The following is a 26727-nucleotide window of genomic DNA, read 5'->3' on the forward strand; positions in this document are numbered from 1 at the left end:
TCTCCGCATTAATAAGTACGAATCTTCGGCGGGAATGCCGGGCGCAGCTTCGGTTCCATATTGACTTGACGTCGCGTCATGGATTCCGACTCTGGCAGGTACAGGGAATGGCACAGCCAGTTTTCGTCATCACGTTCCGGGAAGTCGAAGCGGCTATGCGCGCCACGGCTTTCGGTACGGAAGTTTGCAGATACTGCAGTGGCGTACGCGGTCTCCATCAGGTTATCCAGCTCCAGACACTCAACGCGCTGGGTGTTGAACTCGCTGGAGGTATCGTCCAGACGGGCATTTTTCAGGCGTTCGCGAATCGCTTTCAGCTCTTCCAGGCCCTTCGCCATCGCATCGCCTTCGCGGAATACCGAGAAGTTATGCTGCATACATTCTTGCAGCGCTTTACGAATTGCCACCGGGTCTTCACCGTTACGGTTACCGTTCCAGCGATTCAGACGCGCCAGAGAAGCGTCGATTTCATCTTCGGTTGCATCCAGCAGGTCACCCTGCTCTGCGATAGATTCCTGCAGATGCAGACCCACAGCACGACCAAATACCACCAGGTCAAGCAGTGAGTTGCCGCCCAAACGGTTAGCACCGTGAACCGATACGCAGGCGATTTCACCGACGGCAAACAGCCCTGGGATCACCACATCTTCGCCCTGCTCATTCACGGTCAGCGCCTGGCCGGTGACTTTGGTCGGAATACCGCCCATCATATAGTGGCAGGTTGGGATAACCGGGATCGGCTCTTTCACCGGGTCAACGTGAGCAAAGGTACGGGACAGTTCGAGAATACCCGGCAGACGGGACTCCAGCACTTCTTTACCCAGGTGGTCGAGTTTCAGTTTGGCGTGCGGCCCCCACGGACCGTCGCAGCCGCGACCTTCGCGGATTTCGATCATGATGGAACGCGCCACCACGTCACGACCCGCCAGGTCTTTCGCATTCGGGGCATAACGCTCCATGAAGCGCTCACCGTGTTTGTTCAGCAGGTAGCCACCTTCACCACGACAGCCTTCTGTTACCAGAACACCCGCGCCAGCGATACCGGTTGGGTGGAACTGCCACATCTCCATATCCTGCACCGGCACGCCAGCGCGGATAGCCATACCGACGCCGTCACCGGTGTTGATGTGGGCGTTGGTGGTGGACTGATAAATACGGCCGGCACCGCCGGTTGCCAGCACGGTTGCGCGGGCTTTGAAGTAAACCACTTCACCGGTTTCAATACACAGCGCGGTACAACCAACAATCGCGCCATCGGCATTTTTGACCAGATCCAGCGCGTACCACTCGGAGAAGATGGTGGTGTGGTTTTTCAGGTTCTGCTGATACAGCGTGTGCAACAGCGCATGGCCGGTACGGTCTGCCGCTGCCGCGGTACGTGCCGCCTGCTCGCCGCCGAAATTCTTCGACTGGCCGCCAAACGGACGTTGATAAATTGTGCCATTATCGAGGCGAGAGAACGGCAGCCCCATGTGGTCCAGCTCCAGAATCGCTTCCGGACCGGTTTTACACATATATTCAATAGCGTCCTGGTCACCAATGTAGTCCGACCCTTTGACGGTGTCGTACATGTGCCATTCCCAGTTATCTTCATGGGTATTACCGAGCGCAACGGTGATGCCACCTTGCGCAGATACGGTATGGGAACGGGTTGGGAACACTTTGGAGAGCAGCGCACAGGTCTGACCGCTCTGGGAAATTTGCAGCGCCGCGCGCATACCTGCGCCGCCGGCACCAATCACAACAGCATCAAATTCTCTGACTGGCAGTTTCATTACACACCCCACACCACAACAAATCCATAAATGACGTAAACCACCAGCGCAACGACGATAGCCAGTTGCAGAATCAGGCGCACGGCCAGCGGTTTAACGTAGTCGGTCAACACCTGCCACATGCCGATCCAGGCATGAATCAAGATGGAGAAAAGAGCCAGCAGGGTGAAGACTTTGGTGAATGCCGATGAGAAAAAACCGGTCCAGACTTCAAACGTCAGTTCGCCGCTGGTGGCGAAGAAGCCGACCATATAGATGATGTATAACGTCAGAACGATAGCGGTAGCACGGACCAGAATGAAGTCATGTACGCCGTTGCGTCCTAATGCGGAGGCGTTGCTTACCATACGAGGACTCCTGCGAGAAGTGAAAGCACGACAATGATAACGAAACAAATTTTGGCGGAACGTGTCCCTGCTTCGAGGGTTTCTTCGATATAGCCAAAATCCATCAACAGATGGCGAATGCCCATTACGGCGTGATATGCCAGCGCAATCAGGATCCCCCACAGAATTAACTCCACAAAGAAGTTATTCATAATGGATGACGCCGCGAGGAAACCTTCAGGGGAGGAAAGGCTGGTACCCAATAACCACAACAGAATCCCGACCGCCACGAAGGTGATCACTCCGGATACGCGATGGAGAATGGACGCTATCGCCGTGATTGGGAACCGGATCGTTTGTAGATCCAGATTGACAGGTCTTTGTTTTTTCACATTTCTTATCATGAATAACGCCCACATGCTGTTCTTATTATTCCCTTTGGACTTCGGGTACAGAAGATGAAGACACCTGTAGCCTGAAAGACGACGGGATTTCCTTCCTCCGGTCTGCGTGCGGGTCAGACAGCGTCCTTACTATAACTACGCGTCATATAAAACACTGCTTCCAGATGCTAAAACGACACGTTACAACGCTGGTTGGCTCGGGATTGCAGGGTATTCCGGAGACCTGGCGGCAGTATAGGACGTTCACAAAATCATTACAATTAACCTACATATAGTTTGTCGGGTTTTATCCCGAACAGTGACATAGGTCACGATAACAACATTATTTTAATTTTTAACCATCTAATTTGACAATCATTAAACAAAGTTGTTACAAACAACACCAGAAAAAGCATATAATGCGTAAAAGTTATGGGGTCACTCTTTCACCGGACATTTAGTTATGTAACAGTGTGGAAGTATTGACCAATACAGTCAGGACAGTTATTAGTGATAGACAGGTTTAATAATTCGGATTGCTAAGTTCTTGATTTGCAGTTTATTCGCCATGAAAAGACCGTTTTACCTGCAAGCGCCCATAGCTCTGTACCCAGGTTATCCCCTCTTTCGCAGAGCGGCGAGCCAAATAACAAACTGGTAACGGTTCATTGATGTACGAAGGCAAATGTGAGTTCCAGCAGTCTTAAGCAATAAGGCGCTAAGGAGACCGTAAATGGCTGATACTAAAGCAAAAATCACTCTAAATGGTGACTCTGCTATTGAACTGGATGTGCTGAAAGGTACGCTCGGTCAAGATGTTATTGATATTCGTAGTCTTGGCTCAAAAGGGATGTTTACTTTTGACCCAGGTTTCACCTCTACCGCATCCTGCGAATCCAAAATTACTTTCATCGACGGTGACGAAGGTATTTTGCTGCATCGCGGCTTCCCGATTGATCAGTTGGCGACCGAGTCAAACTATCTGGAAGTGTGTTATATCCTGCTGTACGGCGAAAAACCGACGCAGGAGGAGTACGACGAGTTCAAAACCACAGTCACTCGCCATACCATGATCCACGAACAGATCACCCGCCTGTTCCACGGTTTCCGCCGCGACTCTCACCCGATGGCCGTTATGTGTGGTGTTACCGGGGCGCTGGCTGCGTTCTACCACGACTCGCTGGATGTGAATAATCCGCGTCACCGTGAAATCGCCGCCTTCCGTCTGCTATCCAAAATGCCGACCATGGCAGCGATGTGCTACAAATATTCCATCGGACAGCCGTTCGTGTACCCGCGTAATGACCTCTCCTACGCCGGTAACTTCCTGAACATGATGTTCTCCACGCCGTGCGAAAAATACGAAGTGAATCCGATTCTGGAACGCGCAATGGACCGTATCCTGATCCTGCACGCTGACCACGAACAGAACGCTTCAACCTCTACCGTTCGTACCGCCGGTTCTTCTGGCGCTAACCCGTTTGCCTGCATCGCGGCCGGTATTGCTTCCCTGTGGGGACCAGCACACGGCGGCGCAAACGAAGCTGCGCTGAAAATGCTGGAAGAAATCAGCTCTGTTAAACACATTCCGGAATTTGTTCGCCGCGCGAAAGACAAGAATGATTCCTTCCGCCTGATGGGCTTTGGTCACCGTGTTTATAAAAACTATGACCCGCGCGCCACCGTCATGCGTGAAACCTGCCATGAAGTACTGAAAGAACTGGGCACCAAAGATGATCTGCTGGAAGTGGCGATGGAACTTGAACACATTGCGCTCAACGACCCGTACTTCATCGAGAAGAAACTCTACCCGAACGTAGATTTCTACTCCGGCATCATCCTGAAAGCGATGGGTATTCCGTCCTCCATGTTCACCGTTATCTTCGCCATGGCGCGTACCGTGGGCTGGATTGCACACTGGAACGAAATGCACACCGACGGCATGAAAATCGCTCGTCCGCGTCAGCTGTACACCGGCTACGATAAGCGCGATTTTAAGTCTGATATTAAGCGTTAATTGTCTGCCGGATGGCGCCAGCGCCTGTCCGGCTTACAGCCATTAATTCTCCCGGGTCGGACAAGGCATTGGAGCCAGAATCCGACCTGTTTTTTTGATGCATATTATTTTATTCTCATCATGCTTTCTCTATGATTTACTGAGATTTCCGTCATTTCACTCAGGAGCATGGGATGCCTGTTTTGCAGTGGAGCCTGTTGTTTCTGCTATCGCTCCTTCTTTCCCTGTTCTTTTTGTTTATACACCTTCCAGGACCGCTGCTACTCGGTTCGATGATCGTCGGCATCATATTCAGTATGCGCGGCATCTCACTGCCCCCTCCCCGCTGCACATTTCTTGGCGCGCAGGCGATTCTCGGCTGCATGATTGCCCAAAACCTGACGGGCTCAATCTTAACGACCCTTACGGCCCACTGGCCGATGGTGATTATCATCCTGCTGGCGACCCTTATCAGCAGCGCGGTAATCGGCTGGCTGCTGGTTCGCTACAGTAACCTACCGGGAAACACCGGTGCATGGGGCTCGTCACCTGGCGGTGCGGCGGCAATGGTGGCAATGGCGCAGGAATATGGTGCCGACATCCGGCTGGTGGCGTTTATGCAGTATCTGCGCGTACTGTTGGTGGTTGGTGCGGCGGCACTGGTCACCCGAGTGATGATGGGCGACCAGGCCCAAACGGTCAGTGAGCAAATCGTCTGGTTTCCGCCGCTGAGCAGCAATCTGTTCAGTACCCTGGCGCTGGCCGCCGTTGCCGGTACGGCCGGGCGTCTATTGCGTATCCCCTCTGGCGTCATGTTGCTACCGATGCTGGCAGGCGCATTGCTGAATGCCGGTGGCGTGATGGTGATCGAACTGCCGGAATGGTTGCTGGCGATTGCCTATATGGCCATCGGCTGGCAAATTGGCCTGGGCTTTGACAAGCAGATCTTTTTAATGGCGTTGCGCCCCTTACCGCAAATCCTCTTGTCCATTTTTTCACTGATGGCGATCTGCGCCGCTATGGCCTGGGGACTGGCGCATTACATGCAGATAGATTTTCTTACCGCCTATCTGGCGACCAGTCCAGGCGGCGTGGATTCTGTTGCGGTGATTGCCGCGGGGAGTCACGCCGATATGGCGCTGATCATGGCGATGCAAACCCTGCGGCTATTCAGTATTTTATTGACTGGCCCGGCGGTGGCGCGGTTTATTTCAGTACACGCGCCAAAGCATCCCGCTTAGTGCTGACATCCTGGACACCAGTAAAAGGGTCGTGAAGAGAGCGTCGTTTTTTCGATGATTCCGCCACAGCGCTCACAGGCTTCACCATCCCGGTGAAAGGCCTTAAAGCGAAACAGCGCGCCGTGATGTTTATTCTCATCCACCAGCCCGCGGGTGTTATAGGACAAACGAGGAATATCAAGCAGCGCATGCGCCAGCGCATCCAACTGTTCATCTCCGAGCGTCGACGCTTTATGCTGCCCGGTCAGCCCTACCTGCCAGAGAATCTCTACCCGCAGGTAGTTACCTAATCCCGCCAGAAACGCCTGGTCCAACAGCAGGCCAGAAAACTGGCGATTGCGAAAACGCGGGGATAACAGACGCGCTTTCACGTCATCGGGCGTTAAACGTAAATCCAGAACGTCCGGCCCAACCCGTTGCAGGAACGGATGGGTAGCGAGCTGTTCCGGCGTCAGCATGTCGATATCAGAGGCGCTATAGAGCAGAATAGTTTTGTCATGTGTTTGCAACCTGACACGCAGTACCCGCGAAGTCTGCGGTATTTTGCCGGTATCCACCACTCGCCACACGCCATAGAGCTGATTGTGGCTGTACAGCGTCAATCCATTAGAAAAATGGGTCAGCAATGCTTTACCCCGCGTTTCAAGCTGGGTAACACTCTGCCCAATCAGTTGAGATTGATACGGTTTTAGCTGCTCAAAGGCAAACCAGACATCGGTCAGGGGTTTGCCTTTGACTGCCGCCTCCAGGTTATCCGCCGCGCGGCGGATCTCCGGGCCTTCAGGCATAATACTGTCCTTTTTTAATGTGTTGCACCGCCCGTCACTGCGATATCACTCTCCACCTGCAACGCGGTGGCAATCGCAACTTCCAGCGCCCGGCGCACTGTGTCCGCTGCCATACTTGGCGCCCCGGGGTGCTGTGCAGCCTGTTGCGGCAAATAAGGGATATGAATAAATCCTCCCTTTACCGCCGGAACGTCACGTAGTTTATGCAGCAGGCCATACATCACGTGGTTACACACGAAAGTGCCCGCGGTCTGGGAAACCGAAGCCGGAATTCCCGCGTTGCGCATGGCAACAACCATCGCTTTGATCGGCAACGAACTAAACCACGCCGCCGGACCATCGGCCACAATCGGCACATCTACCGGCTGTTGACCCTGATTATCCGCAATACGCGCATCGTCAACGTTGATCGCCACGCGCTCCACGGTGACATCCGCGCGCCCACCCGCCTGCCCCACCGCCAGCACCAGTGATGGCGACAGCGCGTCAATCGCACCATTGAGTACGGCAAGAGACTCGCCAAAGACGCACGGCAGTTGGCGGGCAACGACGCGGCATCCGCCGATGATAGCATTGTCGAGGCCCGAGACCACTTCCCAGGAAGGGTTAACTGACTCGCCGCCAAAGGGTTCAAATCCCGTGATGAGTACTGTTTTCATCCTGTCACCTTACAAGAACATCAGGAAATACATCAGGAACACGTTGACCAGCAACAGCAGTATGCCGGTTGGCACCTGCGCTTTAATCACCGCGTTTTTATCCGGCAGCTCCAGCAGCGCTGCAGGAACAATGTTAAAGTTTGCCGCCATCGGCGTCATTAACGTCCCGCAATAGCCAGAGAACATACCAATTGCCGCCATTACTGCCGGATTGCCGCCGTGCTGCAGCACGAGGATCGGAATCCCAATTCCAGCGGTCACGATCGGGAAAGCGGCAAACGCATTGCCCATGACCATCGTCAGCAATGCCATGCCGAGGGTGTACACCGCCACTGCGATAAAGCGGCTATCCACCGCCAGGTATTCTTGCGTTAGCCAGGAAATACCGCTGCCTACGCCCGCTGCCGTAAACAACAGCCCGAGCGTGGCCAAAATCTGCGGCAGGATGAACGCCCAGCCGATGGAGTCCAGCAGACGGCGCGCCTCCTGAATCGGTTGATGAACCCGCTCATGGGTCATTTTTATTGCCATCGCCAGACCAATCAACGAGCCTGCGGTCATAGAAAAGAGCGTCACCAGCGTGGCGTGATTACCCGGCCCAAACAGCGCATCCTGTAAGCCCGGAATATGGTTGAACATCAGCACGCCAATAACCGTTACCACCGGAATTGCCAGCGCCGGGAAAAACAGGCGGTTACCCAGACGACTGGCGCTTTCTTCGCGCTGTTGCTGCGTTCGTTGATGGTAGCTTCCCAGCTTCACGCCGCCAAAACCGGCGATCAGGGCCAGCACGACCACCGCAACGCCAACGGCAATATGCACCGTGCGTTTGTCGCCAAACAGCGAATATGTCCAGTCGCCAAGCAGAAACAGTACGCCGTATATGCCCCAAAACAGGCCGGTGGTGAAGCGACGCGGGTTCGCTTTGTCCTGCCAGGACATCAGCGCCACAATCAGTAATACCGCTCCCGCCAGCCAGTAGAGATAGCTTTGTTGAAAATTCATTTCGCTTCCCCTTTCGCTGCGGCATTCGCTTTCGCCACCTCACGTTGCAAATAGCTATCCAGACGCCACAGACGCGTACCGTGGATCAGGAATGCACAAATTGCCGTAGGGATCCCCCACAAGGCAATATGCAGCGGTTCGGTCTGGATCCCACCAGACTCCAGCATAAAGTTGTGCATAAAAATGATGGCGCCGAAGGCAACAAAGATATCTTCACCGAAGAACAGTCCGACGTTATCGGTCGCAGCTGACATGGCGCGCAGACGATAGCGTACCGCCCCAGGTATCTCGCCGTGATTTTTCTCTGCGGCTCCTTCCGCCATCGGCGCCAGCAGCGGACGCACCATCTGCGGATGCCCCCCCAGACTGGTCAGCCCTAACGCAGCGGTCGCTTCGCGAATGAACAGATAGACAATAAGCAGACGGCCACTGGTGGCGCTGCGGATTTTTGCAATCCACGCCTGAGCACGCTCTTTGAGTCCGTGGCGTTCCAGCAGGCCAATAACCGCCAGCGGGATCAGCAGGATAAATGGCAGGTTGCGGGTGTTAAGAAAACCTTCACCCAGCTTCTCAAGGATAGTGGCTACCGGCATATGCGCCGCCAGCCCCGTGACGATCCCGGCAATAATGACCACCAATACCGGGTTAAAACGTAAAAGAAATCCGACCACGATGACGGCGATCCCCGTCAATGGCCAGAGAGAAATTACCTCTCCCATAATTCAGTCCTGTATATGTTGTTGTGTAATATATTATTGTTTTGTATGAATAAATTTATGCGCTAATTTGAATATTGCATGCATTGAATGCGGCTCGCAAGCGACGGGCAAAAGCGAGTGCGTGCTCACCATCCCCGTGAATGCATACCGTCTGGACTGTCACGCTCGCCCACGTTCCACTCTGGCTTTTTACTCTGCCGGATTGCACCATTTCTAGCGTTTGCGCCAGCGCCTGCTCTTCATCCTCAATCAATGCGCCCGGCTGGCTGCGCGGCACCAGACTGCCATCCGCCTGATAACCCCGATCGGCAAAAACCTCCTGACGTGTTACCAGACCATAGCGTTCTCCGGCACGAATCAGTTCGCTTCCCGCCAGCCCTACCAGAACCAGCGACGAATCGCAGGCATACACCGCTTTAGCAATAGCATCCGCCAACTGAGGATCTTTCGCCGCCTGGTTATAAAGCATACCGTGCGGTTTAACATGACGCATTACGCCGCCCTGCGCACGCGTGATGGCAGCCAGCGCACCAATTTGATACAGCGTCTGCGCATACACCGTTTCCACAGGCAGGGTCATGGCGCTACGGCCAAAATTTTCCCGATCCGGAAAACTCGGATGCGCGCCTATCGCTACGCCATTTTTTAGCGCTTCGCGCACGCTTAAAAGCATCGTCTGCGCATCACCGGCGTGAAACCCACAGGCGATGTTGGCTGATGACACCAGTTGCAGCAGCGCTGCATCGTTAGGGCATCCCTCACCGAGGTCTGCGTTGAGATCAATTTTCATTGTTAAGTCGCCATGTTAACTGTTCCAGATAACGCTGCCGATCCTGGCGCGCCTTAAGCGCTTCCTCCAGCGAACACTGCACAAAATGAATCGGCTGGCCGAGCGGGATCTGCGCCAGATGATACATATCCGCTTCGATGATACAGGCGATACGCGGATAGCCGCCCGTCGTCTGAGCATCGTTCATCAGCACGATGGGCTGACCATTATGCGGAACCTGCACTACGCCAGGGAGCAAACCATGCGACAATAGCTCGCGATCGGTCGTGCGCGTCAGCGACTGCCCCTGCAAGCGATACCCCATACGGTTGCTTTGCGGACTCAGTTGCCACGGGGAGCGCCAGAAAGAAGCCTGCGATACTTCGTCAAACTCCTGGTATTCAGGCCCGGGGAGCGCACGAATGTGGTTGCCCCACATCAGCTGTTTTACGCCCTGCGGCCCGCTGAATTGCCGGGTCGGTGCGCCAATTGGCAGCCGATCGCCATCGCGCAGCAGACGCCCTTCCAGCCCGCCAATTCCGACTTTGAGATCGGTACTGCGCGAGCCCATTACTTCGGGCACATCAAAACCGCCCGCTACCGCCAGATAGCTGCGCATGCCGTGATGTGGACGTTTTAGCGTCAGACGCTGCCCGGCTTTCACCGGCAGCCGCCATCCGCTCCATACGGGAGTACGATCCAGGTGCGCTTCACATCCCGCACCGGTCAGGGCAAACCAGCCATCGTTTTCAAATTCCACCACCAGTTGCCCCAGTGTGATTTCCAGCGCAGCGGCATTCGCATCATTACCCACCAGCAGGTTAGCAACGTTCAGCGCCGGTTTATCCAGCGCGCCACAGTGACTGATTCCGGATTGACGAAAACTATGGCGTCCCCCGTCCTGTACTGAGGTGTACATGCCAGCGCGAATGATGTTTAACATATCCCCTCCTTCTGCGGGACAAAACGCACGGTATCGCCAGCCCTTAACAGAATCGGCTCCTGCCGTTTTGGATCAAATAACGCAACGGAGGTACGGCCAATCAATTGCCATCCGCCTGGCGTGGAAAGCGGATAGACCCCCGTTTGGGATCCGCCAATACCGACAGAACCTGCCGGAACAAGCAGACGCGGTTCCGCACGCCTCGGAGTATGGAGCGGTTCAGGTAAGCTCCCGAGATAGGGAAATCCCGGCTGAAAACCGATAAACCACACCACATAATCAACCGACGCATGAAGTTCGACGACCTGCTTGTCGCTTAATCCACTGTGCCGGGCGACCTCTGCCAGATCGGGGCCGAACTCACCGCCATAGGTCACGGGAATTTCAATAAAGCGCGAGTCCGGCTCCAACGCCTCACTCTCTTCCCACCAGCGCTGCAGGCGTTCAATCGCATCCAGCGCCAGCGTTTTCGGGTCGCGCAGGGTAACCGTGATATTGTTCATTCCCGGAATAGCTTCCAGCACATTCGGGGCATCAACCAGACGCTGGGCCAGACGCCAGATGCGTTTCTGAGTCGCCAGCGTAATGGGAGGTTCCAGCTCAAGAACCACCGCACTTTCACCTAACAGATAACAACGCGCTCGCTGCACTTTCGTCCCTCTTTATTACGCTGGATTAGGAATATCGATAAAGGTTACGTCCAGATCGGTATTTTCATTCAGCCATTCGCTCAATGCGCGAATGCCGCCGCGTTCGGTCGCATGGTGACCAGCAGCATAAAAATGCAACCCTTGCTCGCGGGCTGAGTGAATGGTTTGCTCTGAAACTTCACCGGTGATAAAGGCATCGACACCAAACCGGGCTGCGCTATCAATGAAACTCTGACCGCCCCCTGTACACCAGGCGACGCGCTGAACTTTTTCCGGCCCGGTATCACCACACCATAACGGTTTACGGCCTAAACGCGCTTCAATCCACGATGCCAGCTCCAGCCCCGGAACCGGCATGGAGAGTTCTCCCCATGGCACCAGCGGCTCGATTTCACCCATGACGGTGATCCCCAACAGCGCTGCCAGCTGCGCGTTATTACCCAGTTCCGGGTGAGCATCCAGCGGCAGGTGCCAGCCATACAGGTTGATATCATTTTCCAACAGCGTCTTCAGACGATGGCGCTTCATACCGCGAATAACCGGAGATTCGCCTTTCCAGAAATAACCGTGATGAACGATGACCGCATCCGCCTGCAGGCGTACCGCCTCGTCCAGTAACGCCTGACTTGCGGTCACGCCGGTCACGATTTTATGCACCGTCTCTTTGCCCTCAACCTGCAAACCATTCGGCGCATAGTCGCTAATGGCGGCGCTGTTCAGTTTGTCGTTGATCAGTTGTTCCAGTTCGGTGTTTTTCATCATCGTCCTCGTAGTCATAAATTCTGCCTGCCCAATCAGCAACACAGCTTAGGTTAAAATAGCGTTCCCGCTTGCGTTCGTCGATAGACATTTCACTGACACATCAAGAAACAATCACACCCGATTTGAACGCAATTTGCTTACCCCCACGCGATCTAATTCATGTATATTTATGCAATCAGACAGCATATTGCAAAAATAATCAGATCTGTATCAAAGTTAAAACTTTAAGGAAACACACTCGCGCAGCACGTTCAGCCTGTCGCGAGGCATTTACTTCGAGAAAATAATGAATAAACAAGCATCTCAACCACGGGCGATTTATTACGTCGTTGCGCTACAAATTTGGGAATACTTCAGTTTTTACGGCATGCGTGCATTGCTGATCCTGTATCTCACTAACCAGCTTAAGTACGACGATAATCACGCATATGAACTGTTCAGCGCCTACTGCTCGCTGGTCTACGTCACGCCCATTCTTGGGGGATACCTGGCCGATAAAGTGCTCGGCAATCGAATGGCGGTGATGATCGGCGCATTTTTAATGGCAGTGGGGCATCTGGTATTGGGCGCCAGCGAAATGGCCCCGGCGTTCCTTTATTTGTCGCTGGCGATTATTGTCTGTGGCTACGGTCTGTTTAAATCCAACATCAGTTGCCTGTTAGGCGAGTTGTATCAGCCTGAAGACCCTCGCCGTGACGGTGGATTCTCTCTGCTCTACGCTGCCGGTAATATTGGTTCAATCATCGCGCCCATTGCCTGCGGCTACGTGCAGGAAGAGTACAGCTGGGCAATGGGCTTTGCGCTGGCGGCGATTGGCATGCTGGCGGGGCTGGTGATTTTCGTATGCGGTAATCGCCATTTCGCCCATACCACCGGCGTCAACAAGGCCGTTCTGTGTGCGAAAAAATATATGCTGCCAAACTGGGCCTGGTTATTAGTTCTGCTGGTTGCAGCACCGCTGCTGATTACCGTTCTGTTCTGGAAAGAGTGGTCCGTTTACGCACTGATCGTTGCTACTGTTATTGGTCTGGCGGTTCTGGCGAAGATTTACCGCCAGGCGCAGACCCAGAAACAGCGTAAAGAACTGGGGCTTATCGTTACGCTGACCTTCTTCAGTCTGTTGTTCTGGGCCTTTGCTCAACAGGGCGGCAGTTCGATTAGCCTGTATATCGACCGCTTCGTTAATCGCGATATTCTGGGATATTCCGTCCCTACCGCGATGTTCCAGTCGGTTAACGCCTTTGCCGTTATGCTGTGCGGTATCGTGCTGGCCTGGGTGGTCAAAGAAAGCGTTAGCGGTAATCGTACCGTACGTATCTGGGGTAAATTTGCCCTTGGCCTCGGTTTAATGAGCGCCGGATTTTGTATTCTGACCTTGAGCGCCCGCTGGTCCGCGGCTTACGGTCACTCTTCCATGCCGCTGATGGTATTGGGGCTGGCGGTCATGGGCTTTGCCGAGCTGTTTATCGATCCGGTGGCTATGTCTCAGCTTACACGTATTGAGATCCCAGGAGTGACCGGCGTATTAACGGGTATTTACATGCTGCTTTCCGGAGCCATCGCCAACTACCTGGCCGGCGTTATCGCCGATCAGACCTCACAAGGTTCGTTTGACTCAGCGGGCGCTATCAACTATTCCATCAATGCATATATAGATGTCTTTAGCGAAATAACCTGGGGCGCGCTGGCCTGTGTGGTGCTGGTGCTGCTGATTTGGCTGTACCAGTCGCTGAAGTTCAGAAATCGTCCGCTGGCGGTAGAGTCCTGAGTTTACAGGCCCGATGATGTAATAAGATTCGGGCCTGTTTTTCTGGAGATTATGCATGGTTTACAGCCAAATCCGCTTCTGAAACACCAGTCACCAGTTTTACCATTTCGCGTTCTATTCCCTGCTCCAACATGGTTTGCGCTATACGTAATGCCGCTTCTTGTTTTCCTTGTTGTAGTCCTTGTTGTAGTCCTTCCTGTAATCCATCTAACCGTAACCGCTCTGCAATAGTCATTAGCCTCTCCTTGTGTTGGGGGATCCGTTGTGCCATCTCTTGCATAAACTCATTAAAGCGAGATTCATCGCCAGATTGTAGAATGTAATTAAACATCGCTTGTAATTGCGTGTCATTAGCGCATCCAGTAAGTAGCAGCGTGGTCAGTTGCTCTACCAGTCCCATCAAATCCCGCCGACGGATATGTTTTTGCATTAATTCCAGCAGCGCCATTCGCCTGTGAGCCATGATCTCATCATCGGGTACCACCGTTATGTCCACCAACGGAAATGCGCTGGAATAAAGTTGTCTTGCCGCCACGGAGTCGGCAAAGGCATCCAGCCAGCACAACGAGTACGGATAGGGGCTTCGGCAGCCATGATAAAACAGCATCGGTATCACCAGCGGCAGTTCCTTATGCCCTGCGTCCAGATGGCGCTGCATCGCCGCCATCGCATAACGCAACAGACGAAAAGCCATATGCGGCTCGGCTGAACTTTGATGCTCTAAAACCACATAGACATAACCGTCGCCGTCGCGTGTGTGCAAAGACCAAAGCACGTCGGAGTAGCGCGAACGTAAATCCGCTTCAATAAAGCTTTCTGACTCCAGCTTCAGCGAATTCAAATCGCAAAGTGTCCGCAGTTCAGCTGGCAGGTGAATGTCGAGAAAATCCCGCGCAGTTTCGGGATGATGTAAAAACGTTTTAAACACCGCATCGTGCGGTGTGGATGTCGTTGGCGTTGGCGTTGGCGTTGTCATTAATTTCCGTCATCTGAATGAAGATGACGGAAATTTACTGCTGAGGGAAAACTTATGCAGCAGGGTATTCACGGTACTGAGAGCACGTTTCAGCGCTAATAGCTCCCGACTGCAACATGTTCATTCTGCTGGAAGGCATTACGCAGAAATCCGTCACATACTTATCCCTTGCGCGCCGCCTCATAGGCCGCCAGCGTCGCCAGTCTTGCTTGTTTATGATCGACAATCGGACGAGGATAGTTAAGCGTAACCTGCGCTTTTTCAGCCCACGTCCACGGATCATGAATGGCTTTACCCGGCACATCGCGCAGTTCCGGCAGCCACTGGCGGATAAACTCGCCGTCGCGGTCAAATTTTTCGCCCTGAGTCGTGGGGTTAAAGATACGGAAATACGGTGCGGCGTCGGTCCCGGTTGAGGCCGCCCACTGCCAGCCGCCGTTATTGGCCGCCAGATCGCCATCGATCAGTTGCGACATAAAATATTGCTCGCCTTTACGCCAGTCGATCAGCAGATCTTTCACTAAAAAACTGGCCGTAATCATGCGTAATCGATTATGCATCCAGCCCGTGGCGTTGAGCTGACGCATCGCCGCATCCACAATCGGGTATCCCGTGTTCCCTGTTTGCCAGGCATGCAAATGTGCCGGATTATTCTGCCATTGCACGCGATCGGTCCAACGGATAAACGGTTGATGCCGACACAGCGCCGGATGGTAAGTCATCAGATGACGATAAAATTCACGCCAGATAAGTTCGTTCAGCCAGACGCTGCCTTCCCCTCCTTCAAGCGCCAGCGGCTGCTCCGCGAGCAGTCGATTCAGGCACTGGCGCGGCGACAATCCCCCTGTCGCCAGGCTCGCGGATAATCGACTGGTACCGTCAACCGCTGGGAAATCACGCCGTTGCTCATATTCTCTCGCGGCCTGTTGGCAAAACTGGCGTAATTGCGCGATAGCCAGTTTTTCTTCTGCCACAAACCGCTGCGTATCAAAATCTTGCTGCGGATAGCTCAGAGTTATTGATGTTAACGGAGCGTCAAGAGCGCCGCTTTCTCTCACCTTCGGCGCACTAACGCATTCTGGAACACCCTCTTTAATCCGCTTCAGCCAGGCATTTTTAAACGGTGTAAAGACTTTATACATCTCGTGATTGCCGGTCATGACCGCCCCTGGAGGCAGGATCACGCTATCGTCAAACCCTTCACACACCACATGGGGTAGTACCTTCTCAACGGCGACATCACGCTGACGTTCGTTTATTTCGTATTGATAGTTATAAAACAATCGGCTGACGCTATGCTGTGCGCAGACGTTTTTGACGGTTTCCACGCTGGTCGCAAAATCTGCAACTTCATCAAACAGAAGCGGGATGCCTTTTTCCGCCAGCGCCGCCTGCAACGCATTCAACTGCGCACTCACAAATGCCGCCTGACGTGGGGCCATTTCGTGCGCCTTCCACTGCTCAGGAGTAGAGATATATAGCGCGATGACCTGCGCAGTACGATCCCGACAAGCCGCCGCCAGCGCGAGGTTGTCATGCAGACGTAAATCACGTCGAAACCAGACCAGATGGGTGGTCATAATACTCCCGGATATAAATTAATCATTGCCACTCGTTATCTATTACACCGACAAGTGTAGACGTCGGCGCATAAAAAAAACCGCCACATTACTGTGAGCGGTTTTCTTGAGCAAGAACGATAACTTAGTAGAAATCGCAGGTGGCTTTTTCAGCCTGCTCCATCCACACCGGTTTATCACTGGTTTTAGACCAGACGCGGTGCAGGTAGCTGTAAAAACGAGCGCGGTCTTTCCAGAACAGCATGACCGGTAGCGCCAGCACGCCCGCCACTACGGCAAAGGTACGGCGCAAGAAAACAATGTGTGCTGGATATTCTTTATAAAAGTCCATAATCCTCTCCCATATATCTGTTCGGTGAATAGCACCGGAAAAATAAATTTGGTTAACTGATGAAAATAATACCGCCTTGTGTGTAATTTTGCTACTCATCCGACCACTTATTTTTATCTATTGATGCTCCGTTTAGCATAAAACCGTAATTAAGTTACATAAAGGTTAAATTAATACTAACCATTAGTTAAATAATGGTTTTTGCCATTTTTATACTTTTTTTACACCCCACCCGCTGATTTTTGCGAAATCTTTGCAAGCAAAAACCTACGCTCTGGTTATCACATTTATGCCACTGGAGGTGCACTGTGAGTGCAGGCGTGATAACCGGCATTGTGCTGGTCTTTTTATTATTAGGTTACCTGGTCTATGCCCTGATCAATGCGGAGGCGTTCTGATGGCAGCCCAAGGATTTTTACTCATTGCCAGTTTCTTGCTGGTGCTATTTGTCATCGCCAGACCGTTGGGATTTGGGCTGGCTCGACTGATCAACAATACGCCCCTGCCGGGTCTGGTTGGCGCGGAGCATTTACTCTGGCGCGGTCTGGGCATCTCGCAGCAGGAGATGAACTGGCGGCAGTATCTGCTGGCTATCCTCGCTCTCAATGCGCTGGGCCTGCTGGTCCTGTTTTCGATGCTGATGGCGCAAAACCTGCTGCCGCTAAATCCCCAGCAACTACCAGGGCTTTCGTGGGATCTGGCGCTCAATACGGCGGTGAGTTTTGTCACTAATACCAACTGGCAATCCTATGCTGGCGAAACCACCTTAAGCTATTTCAGCCAGATGGCCGGGTTGACCGTGCAGAATTTCCTGTCTGCGGCGACCGGAATTGCGGTGATTTTTGCCCTGACCCGCGCTTTCACACGCCAGAGTATGAACACGCTGGGCAACGCCTGGGTCGATCTGGTTCGCATTACGCTGTGGATCCTCGTCCCTATTGCGTTGCTCATTGCCCTGTTCTTCATTCAGCAAGGTACGTTGCAAAACATATTGCCTTATCAGCCCATCACCACCCTTGAAGGGGTGAAACAGCTGCTGCCAATGGGGCCAGTCGCCTCACAGGAAGCGATTAAGATGCTCGGCACTAACGGAGGGGGATTCTTTAACGCTAACTCATCGCATCCGTTTGAAAACCCAACCGCACTGACCAATCTGGTACAGATGCTGGCTATTTTCTTAATTCCCACCGCGCTGTGTTTTGCCTTTGGTGATGTAGTGGGCGATCGTCGTCAGGGGCGGACCTTACTGTGGGCCATGTCACTGATTTTTGCAGTCTGCGTTGCCGTCGTGATGTGGGCCGAAGTTCAGGGCAACCCGCACCTGATGGCATTCGGTGCCGACAGCAATATCAACATGGAGGGCAAGGAGAGCCGCTTTGGCGTGCTGGCCACGAGTCTCTTTTCCGTCGTCACCACAGCAGCATCCTGCGGGGCTGTCGATGCGATGCATGACTCCTTTACCGCACTGGGCGGCATGGTACCTATGTGGCTGATGCAGATTGGTGAAGTGGTCTTCGGCGGTGTGGGTTCAGGTCTGTACGGCATGCTGCTGTTCGTGCTGCTGGCGGTATTTATCGCCGGGTTAATGATTGGCCGTACGCCGGAGTATCTGGGTAAGAAAATCGACGTGCGCGAAATGAAAATGACCGCGCTGGCGATTCTGGTCACCCCTACGCTGGTCCTGCTCGGGACAGCGATCGCCATGATGAGCGATGCCGGGCGCAGCGCCATGCTTAATCCAGGTCCTCACGGCTTTAGTGAAGTCCTGTATGCCGTGTCGTCAGCCTCGAACAACAACGGTAGCGCCTTTGCCGGATTAAGCGCCAATAGCCCGTTCTGGAACTGCCTGCTGGCCCTGTGCATGTTCTTCGGTCGCTTCGGCGTGATCATCCCCGTGATGGCTATTGCCGGGTCGCTGGTCAGTAAAAAGATCCAGCCAGCAAGCCCAGGCACGCTACCTACCCACGGCGCGCTGTTTGTCGGGTTGTTAATCGGTACGGTGTTACTGGTTGGCGCTCTCACCTTTGTTCCTGCCCTGGCGCTTGGCCCGGTCGCAGAATACCTGTCATTACACTGAGTGATGCGGAGCACATTACTATGAGTCGCAAGCAACTGGCGCTGTTCGAACCCTCTCTGGTCGCACAGGCGCTGATGGACGCCGTGAAAAAATTAAGCCCACATACCCAGTGGCGTAACCCGGTGATGTTCATCGTCTGGCTGGGCAGTTTGTTAACAACCCTGTTAACGGTGGCGATGGCAACAGGTCATATGCAGGGCAGCCCGTGGTTTACCGGCGCGATAAGTCTGTGGCTGTGGATTACCGTTCTGTTCGCCAACTTCGCTGAGGCGCTGGCAGAAGGTCGCAGTAAAGCTCAGGCTAACAGCCTAAAGGGAGTCAAAAAAACCGCCTTTGCCCGTAAACTTCGCGAACCCAAATACGGCGCGGCAATGGATCACGTTCCTGCCGATGATTTACGGAAAGGGGATATCGTGCTGGTGGAAGCTGGCGATATTATCCCGTGTGACGGCGAGGTCATTGAAGGTGGCGCATCAGTAGATGAAAGTGCCATTACCGGTGAATCCGCGCCTGTGATTCGTGAATCCGGTGGCGATTTCGCCTCCGTCACCGGCGGGACCCGCATCCTCTCCGACTGGCTGGTTATCGAATGCAGCGTAAACCCCGGTGAAACGTTCCTCGACCGGATGATCGCCATGGTTGAAGGCGCGCAGCGGCGTAAAACGCCCAATGAAATCGCCCTGACGATCCTGCTGATTGCCCTGACCATTATCTTTTTGCTGGCGACCGCCACGCTATGGCCGTTTTCCGCCTGGGGTGGTAGTGCGGTCAGCATCACGGTGCTGGTTGCCTTGCTTGTGTGCTTGATCCCTACAACGATAGGCGGACTGCTCTCAGCGATTGGCGTCGCCGGGATGAGCCGCATGCTGGGCGCGAATGTCATCGCTACCAGCGGACGTGCAGTAGAGGCGGCAGGTGACGTAGACGTACTGCTGCTGGATAAAACAGGCACCATTACGCTGGGTAACCGTCAGGCTTCAGATTTTCTGCCCGCCCACGGCGTGGACGAAAAAACGCTGGCCGACGCCGCACAGCTTTCATCGCTGGCCGATGAAACGCCGGAAGGCCGCAGCATCGTGATCCTGGCAAAACAGCGCTTTAATCTGCGTATTCGCGACGTGCAATCGCTGCACGCTACCTTTGTGCCGTTTACCGCCCAAAGCCGGATGAGCGGCATCAACATCGACAACCGAATGATCCGCAAAGGGTCGGTCGATGCCATTCGTCGGCACGTTGAAGCCAACGGCGGCCACTTTCCCGCCGATGTGGAGCAGAAGGTCGAAAGCGTCGCTCGCCTTGGCGCAACGCCGCTGGTGGTTGCCGAAGGCTCCCGCGTACTGGGCGTAATTGCGCTGAAAGATATTGTGAAAGGCGGGATCAAAGAACGTTTTGCCCAACTGCGCAAAATGGGGATTAAAACGGTGATGATCACCGGCGATAACCGCCTGACCGCTGCCGCGATCGCCGCTGAGGCCGGAGTGGATGACTTCTTAGCTGAAGCCACGCCGGAAGCCAAGCTGGCGCTGATTCGTCAGTATCAAGCGGAAGGTCGTCTGGTGGCGATGACCGGCGACGGAACCAATGACGCTCCTGCCCTGGCGCAGGCCGACGTTGCGGTCGCCATGAACTCGGGAACTCAGGCAGCGAAAGAAGCAGGTAACATGGTGGATCTCGACTCCAACCCCACCAAACTGATTGAAGTAGTGCACATTGGTAAACAAATGCTGATGACGCGCGGTTCGCTGACCACTTTCAGTATTGCCAACGACGTCGCGAAGTATTTCGCTATTATCCCGGCCGCATTCGCCGCCACCTATCCGCAGCTCAATGCGCTGAACGTGATGGGACTGCATTCGCCAGACTCGGCGATCCTCAGCGCGGTTATCTTTAACGCGCTGGTTATCGTCTTTCTAATCCCGCTGGCGCTAAAAGGCGTGAGCTACAAACCTTTGTCCGCATCCGCGATGTTGCGCCGCAATTTGTGGATCTATGGTCTGGGCGGTTTGGTTGTGCCGTTTATCGGTATCAAAGCGATTGATTTACTGCTGACCCTGCTGGGTCTGGTGTGAGGTTTCAGATGAGTGGATTACGTCCTGCATTATCAACATTGATTTTCCTGATGCTTATCACCGGCGGGGCTTACCCGTTGCTGACGACCGCGCTGGGGCAGTGGTGGTTTCCCCACCAGGCTAACGGTTCGCTTCTTAGCGAAGGTCAGGTTGTTCGCGGCTCTGAGTTCATCGGGCAACATTTTACCGCTGCCGGTTATTTTCAGGGGCGTCCGTCTGCCACAGCTGAAATGCCCTATAATCCAATGGCTTCAGGCGGCAGTAATCTGGCAGCCAGCAACCCGGAACTGGATAAACAGCTGCAAAGCCGGATTGCCGCACTGCGTACCGCCAACCCGCAGGCAAGTCCAGCCGTCCCAGTAGAGCTGGTAACGGCTTCTTCCAGCGGGCTGGATAACAACCTGACGCCAGCCGCGGTGGCCTGGCAAATTCCCCGCGTGGCGCAGGCTCGCAACCTCAGCGTTGAAGAGGTTACGCGGTTGGTTGCACAATATACGCACAAGCCGTTGGTCAGTTTTATCGGTCAGCCGGTGGTGAACCTGGTGGAACTTAATTTAGCGCTGGATAAGCACTGAGAAAAAGGACATGCATAACGAACCCTTACGCCCCGACCCCGATCGCCTGCTGGAGCAGACCACGGCCCCTCACCGGGGAAAACTGAAAATTTTCTTCGGTGCCTGTGCTGGCGTCGGCAAAACCTGGGCCATGTTAGCAGAGGCCCAGCGACTGCGGGCGCAAGGGTTAGATGTGATGATTGGCGTGGTGGAAACCCATGGACGCAAAGAGACCGCCGCGCTGTTGGACGGCCTCAGCATCCTGCCGCTAAAGCGACAGGCGCGTCACGGTCGCCATATCAATGAGTTCGATCTCGACGCGGCGCTGGCCCGCCGTCCGGCGCTCATTTTGATGGATGAACTGGCGCACAGTAATGCGCCAGGCTCACGGCATCCTAAGCGCTGGCAGGACATTGAAGAGCTGCTGGAAGCCGGGATTGATGTCTTTACTACCGTTAACGTGCAGCATCTGGAAAGTCTCAATGACGTGGTCAGCGGCGTTACCGGCATTCAGGTTCGTGAAACCGTACCCGACCCTTTTTTCGATGCCGCCGACGATGTGGTGCTGGTCGATCTCCCCCCCGACGATTTGCGCCAGCGCCTGAACGAAGGCAAGGTTTATATCGCCGGTCAGGCAGAAAGAGCAATTGAGCATTTCTTTCGCAAAGGTAATCTGATCGCGCTACGTGAACTTGCCCTGCGCCGCACGGCTGATCGAGTAGACGATCAGATGCGCGCCTGGCGAGGACGTCCGGGAGAGGAGAAAGTCTGGCATACCCGCGACGCTATTTTACTGTGCATTGGGCACAATACCGGCAGCGAAAAACTGGTACGCGCCGCCGCACGTCTGGCGGCGCGTCTCGGCAGCGTCTGGCATGCGGTGTATGTCGAAACGCCAGCGCTGCACCGACTGCCCGAAAAACAACGCCGCGCAATTTTAAGCGCTCTGCGGCTGGCTCAGGAGTTAGGCGCAGAAACAGCCACCCTTTCCGACCCCGCCGAAGACAAAGCGGTCATCCACTATGCCCGTGAGCATAATCTGGGAAAAATTGTGCTCGGGCGTCCGACTACGCGTCGCTGGTGGCGTAGCGATTCCTTTGCCGACAAACTCGCTCATCGCGCACCGGATCTCGACCTGATGATTGTTGCGCTCGATGAGCCCCCTTCACGCCCTGTGCTGCAAACGGCTGATAGTCGCACCTTTAAGGATAAATGGCGGGTACAAATTCAGGGTTGTGTGGTTGCCGTTGCGCTGTGCGCCATCATTACGCTAATCGCCATGCAGTGGCTAATGGCCTTTGACGCCGCCAACCTGGTGATGATCTATTTATTGGGTGTGGTGGTTATCGCACTCTTTTACGGACGCTGGCCGTCAGTGCTGGCAACCTTTATTAACGTCGCCAGCTTCGATCTCTTCTTTATTGCCCCACGCGGGACGCTGGCCGTTTCAGACGTTCAGTACCTGCTCACCTTTGCCGTAATGCTAACGGTAGGGCTGGTTATTGGTAATCTGACCGCCGGGGTGCGTTATCAGGCGCGGGTAGCGCGTTATCGTGAACAGCGTACGCGTCATTTGTATGAGATGTCGAAAGCGCTGGCAGTCGGTCGGAGTCAGACGAATATCGCCGCCACCAGTGAACAGTTTATCGCTTCAACGTTTCAGGCCCGCAGCCAGGTTTTACTACCCGGTGAGAACGGCAAGCTGGCCCCGCTCACCCATCAACAGGGCATGACGCCGTGGGATGACGCCATTGCCCAATGGAGCTTTGACAAAGGGCAACCGGCCGGTGCAGGCACCGACACGTTACCGGGCGTGCCGTATCAGATTTTACCGTTAAAAAGCGCCGATAAAACGCATGGGCTGCTGGTGGTCGAACCAGGAAATTTACGCCAGCTTATGATCCCCGAACAGCAACGCCTGCTGGAAACCTTCACTCTACTGGTAGCCAGTGCGCTGGAGCGCCTGACGCTGACCGCCAGCGAAGAGCAGGCCCGGTTTGCCAGCGAGCGCGAAAGCATTCGCAACGCCCTGCTCGCTGCTCTGTCCCACGATTTGCGCACGCCGTTGACGGTGTTGTTCGGTCAGGCGGAAATCTTAACGCTGGATCTGGCCAGCGAGGGATCGCCGCACGCGCGCCAGGCCAGTGAGATTCGCCAGCACGTTCTGAATACTACCCGACTGGTTAATAACCTGCTGGATATGGCGCGAATTCAGTCTGGCGGCTTTAATCTTAAGAAGGAGTGGTTAACGCTGGAAGAGGTGGTCGGCAGCGCCCTGCAGATGCTGGAGCCCGGTCTCTCTGCCCCGATAAATCTGTCGTTACCTGAACCGTTAACACTGATTCACGTCGATGGTCCACTCTTTGAACGGGTGCTGATTAACCTGTTGGAAAACGCCGTCAAATACGCGGGTCCACAGGCGCAAATCGGTATTGATGCCAGCGTCGATGGCGCACATCTGCAACTGGACGTCTGGGATAATGGGCCGGGTATTCCGTCGGGTATGGAACAGCGCGTTTTTGACAAATTTTCCCGGGGAAATAAAGAGTCATCGGTGCCCGGCGTTGGGCTGGGGCTGGCAATTTGTCAGGCTATTGTGGATGTGCACGGCGGTACTATTTCGGTCCACAATCGCGCGCAGGGAGGAGCCTGTTTTCGTGTTACACTGCCCCAGGAAATCCCCCCTGAACTTGAAGATTTTCATGAGGATATGTGACGAACGTACTGATTGTTGAAGATGAACATGCCATTCGCCGCTTTCTGCGCACCGCGCTGGAAGCCGATGGCCTTCGTGTATATGAAGCGGAAACGCTGCAACGTGGTCTGTTGGAAGCCGCCACGCGAAAACCCGATCTCATCATTCTCGATCTCGGCCTGCCGGACGGCGACGGCATTGATTTTATTCGCGACCTGCGACAATGGAGCGCGATTCCGGTGATTGTGCTTTCAGCCCGCAGTGAGGAAAGCGATAAAATTGCTGCGCTGGATGCCGGTGCCGATGACTACCTCAGTAAACCCTTTGGTATTGGCGAGCTACAGGCGAGATTGCGCGTAGCATTGCGTCGCCACGCCAGCGGCGCGTCTCCCGAACCGGTGGTACATTTTTCCAACGTCAAAGTGGATATTGCCGCACGCCTCGTTCACCGTGGTGACGAGGAAATTCATTTGACGCCGATTGAGTTTCGTCTGTTAGCGGTTCTGCTAAATAATGCCGGGAAGGTACTGACGCAACGCCAGTTGTTAAATCAGGTTTGGGGACCAAACGCCGTCGAACACAGTCATTATCTACGTATTTATATGGGACACCTGCGCCAGAAGCTGGAACTGGACCCGGCCCGTCCGCGTCATTTTCTGACCGAAACCGGAATTGGCTATCGGTTTATGCCGTGAATCTTTGTTCATTTTTCCGCGCTGGTAATTATTCAAAAAATGGCGAATGTTCCGTCGTCAAAAGCGAAACCGGCGAACTTCGTGGCGTTTGTTGGCGCATTGTACAGCTTCTATGCGCTCTACTCCTCTGGCGAAGAAGCAATGCTTTATGGTTCTATCGTGACCTTCCTCGGCTGGACGCTGTATGGCCTGGTATCACCGCGTTTTGAACTGAAAAATAAGCATAGTTAAATCCTGGCATAAAAAAGCCCGGTAGCGCTAACGCTTACCGGGCCTACAAAACGCGTCAGTACAAACAAGACTTATGCGTTTTTCAGCACTTCGCTGACAATCTCAACGGCTTCTTTTTCGATCTGCTTGCGATGTTCTTCACCAAGGAAGCTCTCACAGTAGATTTTATAGGCGTCTTCAGTACCTGACGGACGCGCAGCAAACCAGCCGTTATCAGTCATCACCTTCAGACCGCCGATAGAAGCACCGTTACCCGGTGCCGCCGTCAGACGTGCCGTGATCGGGTCGCCCGCCAGCGTGCTGGCACTCACCATTTCCGGAGACAGCTTAGACAGCGCCGCTTTCTGCGCGGAGGTCGCGCTTGCCTGCAGGCGGTTGTAGCTTGGCGCGCCGAAGCGGGCTGCCAGTTCGTTGTAGTGCTCTTGCGGATTCTTACCGGTCACTGCGGTAATTTCTGCCGCCAGCAGGCACATGATGATGCCGTCTTTGTCGGTCGACCACGGTGTACCGTCAAAGCGCAGGAAAGAAGCGCCCGCGCTCTCTTCACCACCAAAGCCAAAGCTGCCGTCAAACAGACCGTCAACGAACCACTTAAAGCCAACCGGAACTTCGACCAGTTTACGCCCTAAATCATTCACTACGCGGTCAATCATCGCCGAAGAGACCAGCGTCTTACCGACGGCAACGTCTTTGCCCCACTGCGGACGATGCTGGAACAGGTAATTGATCGCCACTGCCAGGTAGTGGTTCGGATTCATCAGGCCAGCCGGGGTGACGATACCGTGACGGTCATAGTCCGGATCGTTGGCAAAGGCCAGATCGAACTTGTCACGCAGCGCCAACAGTCCCGCCATCGCGCACTCAGAGGAGCAGTCCATACGGATTGCGCCATCTTTGTCGAGATGCATAAAGCGGAAAGTCTGATCAACGTGATCGTTAACGATAGTCAGGTTCAGGTTGTAGTGCTTGGCAATACGCTTCCAGTATTCGATACCGGAACCGCCAAGCGGATCGACGCCCAGCGTCAGGCCCGCTTTCTGGATCGCCGCCATGTCGACGATGTCGGCCAGTCCTTCAACAAACGGCTGAACCAGGTCCTGCTCTTTTACATGACCAGATGCCAGCGCAGCATCCAGCGACATACGCTTCACGCCTTGCAGACCGTCAGCCAGCAGAGCGTTAGCCCTGTCTTCCACCACTTTGGTAACGTTAGTATCTGCCGGACCACCGTTTGGCGGGTTGTATTTAATGCCACCATCTTCCGGCGGGTTGTGGGATGGCGTGATCACAATGCCGTCAGCCAGCGGGCCGCCTTTTTTGTTGTGGACCAGGATAGCATTCGACACGGCAGGGGTTGGCGTAAAGCCGTTATTTTCCTGCACGATGACGTCCACGCCGTTCGCTGCCAGCACTTCCAGTACAGAGATAAAAGCCGGTTCAGACAGCGCGTGGGTATCCTTGCCCACGTAGCACGGGCCAGTGATCCCGTTTTTCGCACGTTCTTCAGCAATCGCCTGAGCGATAGCCAGAATATGCGGCTCGTTAAAACTATGACGACCTGCACTGCCGCGATGTCCGGACGTACCGAACTTGACGGCGTGCTCAGCGTTCCCTGCTGTTGGTTTCAGTACATAGTACTGTGCCGTCAGTTGGGCGACGTTAATCAAATCACTCTGTTGCGCAGGTTGACCTGCACGGTTGTGGATTGCCATTGCCTGGTCCTTCTAATGCAAGG

At 54.3% G+C, this 26727-nt stretch carries 25 protein-coding genes and 1 pseudogene; 11 read left to right on the forward strand and 15 right to left on the reverse strand.

All coding sequences use genetic code 11. The annotated features are described in order from the left end of the window. Positions 1-8: 8 nt before the first annotated feature. The 3 genes from sdhA to sdhC are packed head-to-tail and all read right to left on the reverse strand — an operon-like array spanning position 9 to position 2520. Positions 9-1775, reverse strand: a complete 1767-nt coding sequence (gene sdhA / locus HV314_RS17655) for a succinate dehydrogenase flavoprotein subunit (protein ID WP_003022919.1) — start codon at positions 1773-1775, stop codon at positions 9-11. Beyond that, positions 1775-2122, reverse strand: coding sequence for a succinate dehydrogenase membrane anchor subunit (gene sdhD, locus HV314_RS17660; protein ID WP_005122550.1), 348 nt, complete (start codon positions 2120-2122; stop codon positions 1775-1777). Before sdhD ends, sdhA begins: the two co-directional genes overlap by 1 nt. After that, a complete protein-coding gene (sdhC, locus tag HV314_RS17665; protein ID WP_016152282.1) occupies positions 2116-2520 on the reverse strand; it encodes a succinate dehydrogenase cytochrome b556 subunit in 405 nt (134 codons plus the stop codon). Before sdhC ends, sdhD begins: the two co-directional genes overlap by 7 nt. A gap of 437 nt (positions 2521-2957) precedes the next feature. Between sdhC and HV314_RS27655 the strand changes: the two genes are divergently transcribed. From HV314_RS27655 to HV314_RS17675, 3 genes are all read left to right on the forward strand, one after another. Then, positions 2958-3011 carry a hypothetical protein gene (locus HV314_RS27655; RefSeq protein WP_418135082.1) on the forward strand — a complete coding sequence of 18 codons (54 nt, stop codon included), beginning with the start codon at positions 2958-2960 and terminating at the stop codon, positions 3009-3011. A 206-nt stretch (positions 3012-3217) separates the two neighbouring features. Then, on the forward strand, positions 3218-4501 hold the full coding sequence (locus HV314_RS17670; protein ID WP_016152281.1) for a citrate synthase: 1284 nt from the start codon (positions 3218-3220) through the stop codon (positions 4499-4501). Between the two features lie 173 nt (positions 4502-4674). After that, the gene (locus HV314_RS17675; protein WP_181546322.1) at positions 4675-5721 is read left to right on the forward strand and encodes an AbrB family transcriptional regulator; all 1047 of its coding nucleotides are present in this window, start codon (positions 4675-4677) and stop codon (positions 5719-5721) included. On the opposite strand, the gene nei is transcribed toward HV314_RS17675, so the two are convergent. From nei to ybgI, 8 genes are read right to left on the reverse strand one after another with little or no spacing between them, the layout of a single operon-like run. Continuing rightward, positions 5718-6509 (reverse strand): endonuclease VIII, encoded by a 792-nt coding sequence (gene nei, locus HV314_RS17680; RefSeq protein WP_181546324.1) that lies wholly within the window; start codon positions 6507-6509, stop codon positions 5718-5720. The two genes, HV314_RS17675 and nei, sit on opposite strands and share 4 nt — an antisense overlap. Before the next feature lie 14 nt (positions 6510-6523). Then, the gene (gene pcp, locus HV314_RS17685; RefSeq protein ID WP_019076289.1) at positions 6524-7168 is read right to left on the reverse strand and encodes a pyroglutamyl-peptidase I; all 645 of its coding nucleotides are present in this window, start codon (positions 7166-7168) and stop codon (positions 6524-6526) included. A 9-nt stretch (positions 7169-7177) separates the two neighbouring features. After that, positions 7178-8173 carry a DUF979 domain-containing protein gene (locus HV314_RS17690; RefSeq protein WP_016152277.1) on the reverse strand — a complete coding sequence of 332 codons (996 nt, stop codon included), beginning with the start codon at positions 8171-8173 and terminating at the stop codon, positions 7178-7180. Continuing rightward, a complete protein-coding gene (locus tag HV314_RS17695) occupies positions 8170-8892 on the reverse strand; it encodes a DUF969 domain-containing protein (RefSeq protein ID WP_019076288.1) in 723 nt (240 codons plus the stop codon). Before HV314_RS17695 ends, HV314_RS17690 begins: the two co-directional genes overlap by 4 nt. Before the next feature lie 55 nt (positions 8893-8947). After that, complete coding sequence (gene pxpA, locus HV314_RS17700) at positions 8948-9682, reverse strand: 5-oxoprolinase subunit PxpA (protein WP_181546326.1); 735 nt, start codon at positions 9680-9682, stop codon at positions 8948-8950. Next, entirely contained in the window at positions 9672-10604 is a 933-nt protein-coding gene (pxpC, locus tag HV314_RS17705) for a 5-oxoprolinase subunit PxpC (RefSeq protein WP_181546328.1), read from the reverse strand. Before pxpC ends, pxpA begins: the two co-directional genes overlap by 11 nt. After that, positions 10598-11254 (reverse strand): 5-oxoprolinase subunit PxpB, encoded by a 657-nt coding sequence (gene pxpB / locus HV314_RS17710; RefSeq protein WP_046274709.1) that lies wholly within the window; start codon positions 11252-11254, stop codon positions 10598-10600. The genes pxpC and pxpB overlap by 7 nt, the downstream gene beginning before the upstream one ends. Before the next feature lie 15 nt (positions 11255-11269). Beyond that, positions 11270-12013 (reverse strand): radiation resistance protein YbgI, encoded by a 744-nt coding sequence (gene ybgI / locus HV314_RS17715; RefSeq protein WP_016152273.1) that lies wholly within the window; start codon positions 12011-12013, stop codon positions 11270-11272. A 289-nt stretch (positions 12014-12302) separates the two neighbouring features. Here ybgI and dtpD point away from each other — a divergent pair, with 289 nt between their 5' ends. Then, positions 12303-13784, forward strand: coding sequence for a dipeptide permease DtpD (gene dtpD / locus HV314_RS17720; RefSeq protein WP_181546330.1), 1482 nt, complete (start codon positions 12303-12305; stop codon positions 13782-13784). Between the two features lie 49 nt (positions 13785-13833). On the opposite strand, the gene HV314_RS17725 is transcribed toward dtpD, so the two are convergent. The 3 genes from HV314_RS17725 to HV314_RS17735 all read right to left on the reverse strand — a co-directional run bounded on the left by HV314_RS17725 (position 13834) and on the right by HV314_RS17735 (position 16671). Then, entirely contained in the window at positions 13834-14760 is a 927-nt protein-coding gene (locus HV314_RS17725) for an Rpn family recombination-promoting nuclease/putative transposase (RefSeq protein WP_181546332.1), read from the reverse strand. 161 nt (positions 14761-14921) lie between these two features. Continuing rightward, entirely contained in the window at positions 14922-16340 is a 1419-nt protein-coding gene (phrB, locus tag HV314_RS17730) for a deoxyribodipyrimidine photo-lyase (protein ID WP_181546334.1), read from the reverse strand. A gap of 124 nt (positions 16341-16464) precedes the next feature. Continuing rightward, positions 16465-16671: a YbfA family protein gene (locus HV314_RS17735; RefSeq protein ID WP_003022870.1), complete on the reverse strand. Its 207-nt coding sequence runs from the start codon at positions 16669-16671 to the stop codon at positions 16465-16467. Between the two features lie 308 nt (positions 16672-16979). Between HV314_RS17735 and kdpF the strand changes: the two genes are divergently transcribed. From kdpF to potE, 7 genes and pseudogenes are all read left to right on the forward strand, one after another. Continuing rightward, on the forward strand, positions 16980-17069 hold the full coding sequence (kdpF, locus tag HV314_RS17740; RefSeq protein ID WP_001670793.1) for a K(+)-transporting ATPase subunit F: 90 nt from the start codon (positions 16980-16982) through the stop codon (positions 17067-17069). After that, on the forward strand, positions 17069-18748 hold the full coding sequence (kdpA, locus tag HV314_RS17745; protein ID WP_046274707.1) for a potassium-transporting ATPase subunit KdpA: 1680 nt from the start codon (positions 17069-17071) through the stop codon (positions 18746-18748). The genes kdpF and kdpA overlap by 1 nt, the downstream gene beginning before the upstream one ends. 20 nt (positions 18749-18768) lie before the next feature. After that, a complete protein-coding gene (gene kdpB, locus HV314_RS17750) occupies positions 18769-20817 on the forward strand; it encodes a potassium-transporting ATPase subunit KdpB (protein ID WP_101699821.1) in 2049 nt (682 codons plus the stop codon). An 8-nt stretch (positions 20818-20825) separates the two neighbouring features. Next, positions 20826-21392 carry a potassium-transporting ATPase subunit KdpC gene (gene kdpC, locus HV314_RS17755; RefSeq protein WP_181546336.1) on the forward strand — a complete coding sequence of 189 codons (567 nt, stop codon included), beginning with the start codon at positions 20826-20828 and terminating at the stop codon, positions 21390-21392. 10 nt (positions 21393-21402) lie between these two features. Further along, on the forward strand, positions 21403-24087 hold the full coding sequence (kdpD, locus tag HV314_RS17760; protein ID WP_181546338.1) for a two-component system sensor histidine kinase KdpD: 2685 nt from the start codon (positions 21403-21405) through the stop codon (positions 24085-24087). Further along, positions 24084-24761, forward strand: coding sequence for a two-component system response regulator KdpE (gene kdpE / locus HV314_RS17765; protein WP_016152265.1), 678 nt, complete (start codon positions 24084-24086; stop codon positions 24759-24761). Before kdpD ends, kdpE begins: the two co-directional genes overlap by 4 nt. Positions 24762-24776: 15 nt before the next feature. Then, positions 24777-24992, forward strand: a pseudogene (potE, locus tag HV314_RS17770) (putrescine-ornithine antiporter); the annotation flags it as partial. 71 nt (positions 24993-25063) lie between these two features. Here the strand turns inward: potE and pgm are convergent. Further along, on the reverse strand, positions 25064-26704 hold the full coding sequence (gene pgm / locus HV314_RS17775; protein WP_016152262.1) for a phosphoglucomutase (alpha-D-glucose-1,6-bisphosphate-dependent): 1641 nt from the start codon (positions 26702-26704) through the stop codon (positions 25064-25066). Positions 26705-26727 lie beyond the last annotated feature (23 nt).

This window comes from Citrobacter sp. RHBSTW-00887 (genome assembly GCF_013728095.1).
In the GTDB taxonomy this organism is placed as follows: Bacteria; Pseudomonadota; Gammaproteobacteria; order Enterobacterales; family Enterobacteriaceae; genus Citrobacter; species Citrobacter braakii.

Excerpts from the sequence above, each read along its gene's own strand:
- sdhA (WP_003022919.1), bottom strand. The coding sequence starts at position 1,775 with ATGAAACTGCCAGTCAGAGAATTTGATGCTGTTGTGATTGGTGCCGGC.
- sdhD (WP_005122550.1), bottom strand. The coding sequence starts at position 2,122 with ATGGTAAGCAACGCCTCCGCATTAGGACGCAACGGCGTACATGACTTC.
- sdhC (WP_016152282.1), bottom strand. The coding sequence starts at position 2,520 with ATGTGGGCGTTATTCATGATAAGAAATGTGAAAAAACAAAGACCTGTC.
- HV314_RS17670 (WP_016152281.1), top strand. The coding sequence starts at position 3,218 with ATGGCTGATACTAAAGCAAAAATCACTCTAAATGGTGACTCTGCTATT.
- HV314_RS17675 (WP_181546322.1), top strand. The coding sequence starts at position 4,675 with ATGCCTGTTTTGCAGTGGAGCCTGTTGTTTCTGCTATCGCTCCTTCTT.
- nei (WP_181546324.1), bottom strand. The coding sequence starts at position 6,509 with ATGCCTGAAGGCCCGGAGATCCGCCGCGCGGCGGATAACCTGGAGGCG.
- pcp (WP_019076289.1), bottom strand. The coding sequence starts at position 7,168 with ATGAAAACAGTACTCATCACGGGATTTGAACCCTTTGGCGGCGAGTCA.
- HV314_RS17690 (WP_016152277.1), bottom strand. The coding sequence starts at position 8,173 with ATGAATTTTCAACAAAGCTATCTCTACTGGCTGGCGGGAGCGGTATTA.
- HV314_RS17695 (WP_019076288.1), bottom strand. The coding sequence starts at position 8,892 with ATGGGAGAGGTAATTTCTCTCTGGCCATTGACGGGGATCGCCGTCATC.
- pxpA (WP_181546326.1), bottom strand. The coding sequence starts at position 9,682 with ATGAAAATTGATCTCAACGCAGACCTCGGTGAGGGATGCCCTAACGAT.
- pxpC (WP_181546328.1), bottom strand. The coding sequence starts at position 10,604 with ATGTTAAACATCATTCGCGCTGGCATGTACACCTCAGTACAGGACGGG.
- ybgI (WP_016152273.1), bottom strand. The coding sequence starts at position 12,013 with ATGAAAAACACCGAACTGGAACAACTGATCAACGACAAACTGAACAGC.
- dtpD (WP_181546330.1), top strand. The coding sequence starts at position 12,303 with ATGAATAAACAAGCATCTCAACCACGGGCGATTTATTACGTCGTTGCG.
- HV314_RS17725 (WP_181546332.1), bottom strand. The coding sequence starts at position 14,760 with ATGACAACGCCAACGCCAACGCCAACGACATCCACACCGCACGATGCG.
- phrB (WP_181546334.1), bottom strand. The coding sequence starts at position 16,340 with ATGACCACCCATCTGGTCTGGTTTCGACGTGATTTACGTCTGCATGAC.
- HV314_RS17735 (WP_003022870.1), bottom strand. The coding sequence starts at position 16,671 with ATGGACTTTTATAAAGAATATCCAGCACACATTGTTTTCTTGCGCCGT.
- kdpA (WP_046274707.1), top strand. The coding sequence starts at position 17,069 with ATGGCAGCCCAAGGATTTTTACTCATTGCCAGTTTCTTGCTGGTGCTA.
- kdpB (WP_101699821.1), top strand. The coding sequence starts at position 18,769 with ATGAGTCGCAAGCAACTGGCGCTGTTCGAACCCTCTCTGGTCGCACAG.
- kdpC (WP_181546336.1), top strand. The coding sequence starts at position 20,826 with ATGAGTGGATTACGTCCTGCATTATCAACATTGATTTTCCTGATGCTT.
- kdpD (WP_181546338.1), top strand. The coding sequence starts at position 21,403 with ATGCATAACGAACCCTTACGCCCCGACCCCGATCGCCTGCTGGAGCAG.
- pgm (WP_016152262.1), bottom strand. The coding sequence starts at position 26,704 with ATGGCAATCCACAACCGTGCAGGTCAACCTGCGCAACAGAGTGATTTG.